This window comes from Clostridium sp. D5 (assembly GCF_000190355.1).
Lineage (GTDB): Bacteria > Bacillota > Clostridia > Lachnospirales > Lachnospiraceae > Faecalicatena > Faecalicatena fissicatena_A.
This window is the reverse complement of record NZ_GL870818.1, coordinates 45,081-51,555: the sequence shown is the minus strand read 5'-3', so window position 1 is coordinate 51,555 and position 6,475 is coordinate 45,081. Positions and strand designations below refer to the sequence as shown.

Here is a 6,475-nt window from a genome sequence, read left to right as displayed (position 1 = left end):
ATGCCGCTGCGAAATGCTGGAGTGCGCTTACTGCTCCTTGGACAACCACTGCCGGGCAGGCGGGGAAAAACTTGATCACCAAATCAAGTTTTTGCAGAACCCAGCGCGGGAAATCCTCAGATTTCCCGTGATGTGTTCTGCGTACCCGCCTGACCGGCAGTGGGTGTCCTAGGAGCAGTTGGCAGCGCGGGTGCATATCGCAGCGGCATATACAGCCCCAGTACCTCCACGCCATCCCTGTCATGAAGCGTCCCCGTCCGCGCCGAGACTAAAGCTCGTCGCTAAATCCCGATTTAGAATTTTAGGTGTATACTGAGCACTCCCCCCGCATACCGAGCCGTTATTTTCCCCTGCATCTGTTCCATCAATATTTTTGCAATAGAAAGTCCCAGCCCGGTTGACTTATCTGCCGCTTCCACCGTATAGAAGCGGTCAAACAGCCTTCCGACCTGGACTTCATTGAGTCTGGAGGCGTGATTGGAAAATATGATCTCACCATCCTCCTGCAGCGTAATCCGGAGATCGCCGTCGCTGTATTTGATGGCGTTGCTTATGATGTTTCCGAAAATCCTTGATACTGCCTTTTTATCCAGCCTGCGCCTGATTTTTTCATCCGGCATGGTAATCTCCGGCACAATCCGGCTGCCTTTCAGGGCCGCATAATATGCAGAAATACTTTCTTCCAGAACGTGATTTAATATGATGTCTTCATAACTTGAATCATTCGGTGCAGATGTGATGACCGTATAACGGAAAAGTTCCTCCGTCAGTTGTTTCAGAACTTCCGAACGCTCCTTAATCACTGCAAGATACCTTTCTGCCGCCTCAGATTTCTCTTCCTGCTCCAGCAGGTCCAGATAACCGCAGATTGCAGTCAACGGGGTCCGAAGATCGTGGGAAATGTTAGTGACTGCTTCTTTCAGTTCAAAATCTCCCTGCTGGAAACGCTGTCGCTCTGTCCGAAGGTCTCTGAGCTGAACGTTGATTTCTTCGGCAAGCCTGCGCATGTAACGGTCGCGGGTTGAAATGACAATCAAAGTGTTTGTGTCATGCTCCAGCTTTTCGGCAAATTGTGAGTGCACTTCATAAGCCGCCCTGTGGAGCAGGGCAATTTTGTTCAGCAATATGACGATTACAATCACAAGAACCCCACATAAAATTCCAAGCCAAAGCATGGCACAGCCTCCTTACTTCAAATCTTTTTTCCGGAAGAAGAACAGGCCGGCCCCTGTAGCCACAATGGTAATCGCGGCAGAATATAGATCAACCCTCCATAAGCGTTCAACCTGCATACTTGAAAGCTGCAGTGACTGGCATGTCGGCAGAAAATCATAAAAAAAAGTATACACCTCCCTCTCCGTACCTCTAATATATCTGGGATTAGGAGCGGCTTCAACTTCCACAATTTCACCGTTTTCATCCCTGTACACATACCCATCATATATTTCCGGTTCATAGAGCTTTGACCGGATATAAATGGCGCCAAACAGAAGAATAAAGACGCCCAGGATATTGATTACCGCCACAACTGCTTTGTTCTGGTTCAGCATTGCCACCAGTGAGAAAACAGCCGTGAACGCCAGCGACATAATCACACTGCAAAGAATCAGTCCCAGCACCAACTGTATATCTGTCTCAAAAAATCCAAGCAGACATATTCCAAGCAGTCCTCCCGGTACAATATAGGCAAGGCACATCAGCATACCTGCCGCCGCACATACGATAAAATGTGACAGATAAACCGAAATTCTTGTATGCCCTATCACTACCTTATTCCGTATGGTACCGTCACTATAATCCGTACCAATAAACAGACTGCAGAATGCAGATAAAAGAATTCCAATATAGATAGCATAAATAAAGAATATGTTGTCCAGAGAAATTTCGTATCCCGAATGTTTCATATCTATATAGTTCATCACAGGGCTTAAAACACCCATAGCAAACATAAATATCGTGCCTATCCAGAACAGCTTATCTTTTTTAAGTCTTGCAAAGTCCGCTGACAGCAGTTTACTCATAACTTCCACCTCCTACAAGACTGACATAATAACTTTCCAGACTTTCATCCCGCTCATTCATTGACAACACTTCACAATTTTCTTCAGACAGTGCCAGGACCAACCGGGTGACATTTACACTGGCAAAGATGTCCGCCTGGCTGTCAGAAATGACCTCATAGTCCAGTTCCATCTTATCCAGTACTTTTGAAAGTACAGCAATATCCGATACTTCCGCACGCACACATTTGCGGCAGGCGGCTTCCAGCTCCGGCGCACTGATTTCCTTTACCATATGTCCCCTGTCAATAAAACCGTAATGTGTTGCAAGCCGGGACAATTCATCCAGAATATGGCTGGAGATCAGGACTGTGATCTGCCTCTCCCGATTCAGTTTTAATATCAGCTCGCGCATCTCAATAATTCCCTGCGGGTCCAGCCCATTGACGGGTTCATCCAGCACGAGAAAATCTGGATCGCCCGCCAGAGCGATGGCGATCCCCAGTCTCTGGCGCATCCCCAGAGAAAAGTTCTTTGCTTTTTTCTTTCCGGTATCTTCCAGTCCGACCAGCTTCAGAAGTTCCGGTATGGTATCGAAAGACGGCAGCCCCAGGATACGGTACTGCTCTTTCACGTTGTCCAGCGCGGTCATATCCAGATAGATGGACGGGGTTTCCACCACCGCTCCCATTCTCCTCCGGGATCTTGCTATGTCAGCATTGCTGCTGATTCCATATAATGAATATTCTCCTGAAGTGGGTTTCTGCAGTCCGCATACCAACCGGATCAATGTGGTTTTTCCGGCGCCGTTTTTCCCGACAAATCCATAAATAGCACCTTTCGGTACATGGATGGAAAGCTCATTCAATGCCTTAAAATGTCCATATTGTTTGCTCAAAGAATCTGTTGTAAGAACATATTCCATTTATGTTGCCTCCTTTTGTTTGATACTGGCATTCTAACTGATAAAGGTTAAGACAGCAGTAAAGAAGGCAGTAAAGAAATGGTAAAGATTTTATTCTTCTTTCAGTTTGAAACCAATTCCCCACACCGCTTCTATATAATCCTTTTCCCCGGCGTCCCTAAGTTTTCTCCTTAAATTGCTGATATGGACCTTCAAAGAGCTTTCCACACAATCCGGAGTATCCTCACTGATCCGCTCCAGCATGACGGACTTGGGAATCACCTGTGACGGATTTTGCATAAGCAGTTTCAAAATCGCAAACTCTGTTTTCGTCAGATGTACCTCACGTCCTCCTACACTGACCGTGTGTGCAGCCAGATCCATCGTCAGCTCCTCCCAGTTCAGAACCGGCGGCTGCCCCGCACCGGAAGCGTTCCGAAGCTGTACCGCGATTCTGGCCAGCAGCTCCTGTATATCAAACGGTTTTGTAATATAGTCCGCAGCTCCGCCCAGTAGAAGTTCCACTTTATCACTTACTTCCGCCTTAGCACTGATCACAATAACAGGGATCCCTTTAATCTCAGGAAGCACCTCCTCACCGTTAAGTCCAGGCAGCATCAGGTCAAGAAGAATCAGATCAGGCCTGTTCGATTCCAGAAAGAGCAGTGCCTCTGTCCCTGAATACGCCCGTGATACTCTGCACCCCTCTCTGATTAGTACTTCCTCCAGCATATTGCCGATACTGACATCATCATCTATTATCATAATACTCTTAATAAAAATCACCTCCGGATTTGTTGCTTTTTTGCTATGATGTCTATTATAAGGGACAACGCGGACAATATCAATAAGAGGGATAAGTGAACGAGCTATGGTCTTGTTGAGGGATGGGGACGCGAATGATAAGGTGAGTCCGGCGCGCGGCGGGGCAACAGATGGAATAGAATTGGTGTATCTTTTATGGTACCAGTAAGCTCCCAGGAACTGGACTGAATGTAATTAAAAGTGAATCCAATCTTTTAAAAAACATACCTAAATATCGTACTGGAGAAATTCCAGTCACACCAGTTCTATCCCATCCACTGCCCCGGTCCGGTCCCCACCGTGAAACGAATCCTTTCCTCCCGCCTGGATGCAACCAGCTTACCGAGAGCCGGGACGGACTGCGAAAAGCACCTGTCCTGTTGGAAATGCATTTAGCGAGCACTAGCAGCTGTTAGAGGAAATCCGCAGAATCAGACTGAAAAAAGCTGCTTCCGAAGCAGCTTTTTAGAACGCCTGAGCCGTTTAATCACCAGATTAAACGGTGAATGCGTTCGGTTCAGTCTGATTTTGCGGATTTCCTCTTACTGCTGCTTGGCGCAGCGGCCTGTATTTCCAACAGGACAGGTGCTTTTCGCAGTCCGTCCCGGCTCTCGGTAAGCGCCCCAACTACCCCCGTCCCCCCTGAGGCAGCCTCCCATACCGAATCTTTACGTACTCTTTTATAATTTCCCCAGTCTTTTCAAATCCTACTTTTCCGCTGTCGATGCTCAAGTCATAATTCTTCGCATCATCCCATTCCAGACCTGTATAGTATCTGTGAAAGTTTCCCCTGTATTTGTCGATGTCTTCCACGTAACGCTCCAGCTCTTTCCCGGTCAGTGCCACGCGTTCTCCTGCTCTGTCCAGGCAAAACTGCTTATTAGCATGAACAAAGACACTGATTGCGTTGGGATTATCACGGAGTACGAATCCTGCACAGCGCCCTACAATCACGCAGGACTCCTTTTCTGCCAGTTCTTTGATTATCTTGGCCTGATAGTAGAACAGGTTCTCGGTCGACACGAAATTGTCCCTTCCAGGAGGAATCAATTGTCCGTCATAAATATGCTTGGATATACCAAACAGCTTGCCCGACTGAATCTTTTCATCGGCCTCGTTAAATAATCTTTCATTGATTCCACTGTCGTCCGAAGCCATGCGCAGGATGTTCCTTCCATAACAGGGAATACCAAGCTCTTTGGCAAGATCTTCGCCTACCGTCTTTCCTCCGCTTCCAAATTGTCTCTGAATTGTAATAATAATGTTGTCCACAAGTACGCCCCCTTATTCACCAAGATATGCTTTCTTAATTGACTCATCATTCATCAGTGCTTTTGCCTCACCTGTCAGTACAATATTTCCTGTTTCCAGAACGTATGCTCTGTCTGCAATTCCTAATGCCTTCTTTGCATTTTGCTCCACGAGAAGTACGGTTGTTCCGCCGGCACTTACCTCTTTGATGATATCAAATATTTCATTCACAAAGATAGGGGAAAGTCCCATAGATGGTTCATCCATCAGAATGATCTTCGGATGGCTCATCAGCGCCCTTCCCATGGCAAGCATCTGCTGCTCACCGCCGCTTAGGGTTCCCGCCGCCTGGTTCCTGCGCTCCTTCAGTCTTGGAAAACGCTTATACACCATCTCCAGTGTCTCTTCTATCTCAGTCTTATCCGATCTTGTGTATGCACCAAGCTTCAGATTCTCATATACCGAAAGCTGTGCAAACACACGTCTGCCTTCCGGTACGTGCGCCATTCCCATAGATACAATCTTATGAGCTGGCGTCTTCGTAATATCCGTTCCCTCAAATTCAATTTTTCCTGCTTTAGGTGCAATCAATCCGGTGACCGTGTGAAGAATCGTCGTTTTGCCGGCACCATTTGCGCCGATCAGTGCGATGACCTCACCTTCTTTTACTTCAAAGGATATACCTTTGATTGCCTGGATTACCCCATAATATACTTCCAAATCTGTAATTTTCAACATTGACAACTATATCCCCTCCTATTCGCCTAAATAAGCTGTAATAACTTCCGGATTACTGAGCACGTCTTTTGTATTCCCCTGGGCAAGTACCTGACCAAAGTTCAGTACCGTCAGCTTCTCACAAATTCCGCTGACCAGCTTCATATCATGCTCAATCAGAAGGATCGTCATCTTGAATTCTTTTTGTACAAACTTGATCGTATCCATCAGTTCATTTGTCTCGTTGGGGTTCATTCCAGCGGCCGGTTCATCCAGAAGAAGGAGTTTTGGATCCGTTGCAAGAGCCCTTGCAATCTCAAGCTTCCTCTGTTTTCCATAGGGAAGGTTGGATGCAAGATATTCTGCCTCTTTATCAAGATCAAAGACCTTTAATAATTCCATTGCTCTTTCGTTCATCTCTTTTTCCACCCTGCGATAGCGTGGAAGCCTTAAAATTCCCTCCACGGTACTATAGCGATGTCCATTGTGAAGACCGGCCTTCACGTTATCCCGTACTGTCAATGCTGGAAACAGACGAATATTCTGAAAGGTACGAGCCACACCGGCTCTGTTAATGTCTATGGTTTTTTTCCCGGTTATATCTTTTCCATCAAGGAGGATTTTGCCTTCTGTCGGCTGGTATACTCCTGTCAACAGATTAAAAACAGTCGTCTTTCCCGCCCCATTCGGTCCAATCAAACCATAGAGCTGACCGGATTCGATAGCGACATCAAAGGCGTCTACCGCACGCAGACCCCCGAATGAGATTCCAAGGTTTTTTACTTCTAATAACGCCATC

Annotated in this window: 7 protein-coding genes; all 7 read right to left on the bottom strand. The window is 46.7% G+C overall.

What is annotated here, in order from left to right; genetic code table 11:
* Window positions 1–293 precede the first annotated feature (293 nt).
* Window positions 294–1,175, bottom strand: coding sequence for a HAMP domain-containing sensor histidine kinase (locus HMPREF0240_RS18710; RefSeq protein ID WP_009004985.1), 882 nt, complete (start codon window positions 1,173–1,175; stop codon window positions 294–296).
* A gap of 12 nt (window positions 1,176–1,187) precedes the next feature.
* Window positions 1,188–2,021, bottom strand: coding sequence for an ABC transporter permease subunit (locus HMPREF0240_RS18705; protein ID WP_035314168.1), 834 nt, complete (start codon window positions 2,019–2,021; stop codon window positions 1,188–1,190).
* Window positions 2,014–2,925 (bottom strand): ATP-binding cassette domain-containing protein, encoded by a 912-nt coding sequence (locus HMPREF0240_RS18700; RefSeq protein WP_009004983.1) that lies wholly within the window; start codon window positions 2,923–2,925, stop codon window positions 2,014–2,016. The genes HMPREF0240_RS18705 and HMPREF0240_RS18700 overlap by 8 nt, the downstream gene beginning before the upstream one ends.
* Before the next feature lie 90 nt (window positions 2,926–3,015).
* On the bottom strand, window positions 3,016–3,669 hold the full coding sequence (locus HMPREF0240_RS18695; protein ID WP_242833362.1) for a response regulator transcription factor: 654 nt from the start codon (window positions 3,667–3,669) through the stop codon (window positions 3,016–3,018).
* A 666-nt stretch (window positions 3,670–4,335) separates the two neighbouring features.
* Complete coding sequence (locus tag HMPREF0240_RS18690; protein ID WP_009004981.1) at window positions 4,336–4,980, bottom strand: cytidylate kinase-like family protein; 645 nt, start codon at window positions 4,978–4,980, stop codon at window positions 4,336–4,338.
* 12 nt (window positions 4,981–4,992) lie between these two features.
* Window positions 4,993–5,703 (bottom strand): ABC transporter ATP-binding protein, encoded by a 711-nt coding sequence (locus HMPREF0240_RS18685; RefSeq protein WP_035314167.1) that lies wholly within the window; start codon window positions 5,701–5,703, stop codon window positions 4,993–4,995.
* Window positions 5,704–5,715: 12 nt separating this feature from the next.
* Window positions 5,716–6,474: an ABC transporter ATP-binding protein gene (locus HMPREF0240_RS18680; RefSeq protein WP_035314165.1), complete on the bottom strand. Its 759-nt coding sequence runs from the start codon at window positions 6,472–6,474 to the stop codon at window positions 5,716–5,718.
* Window position 6,475 lies beyond the last annotated feature (1 nt).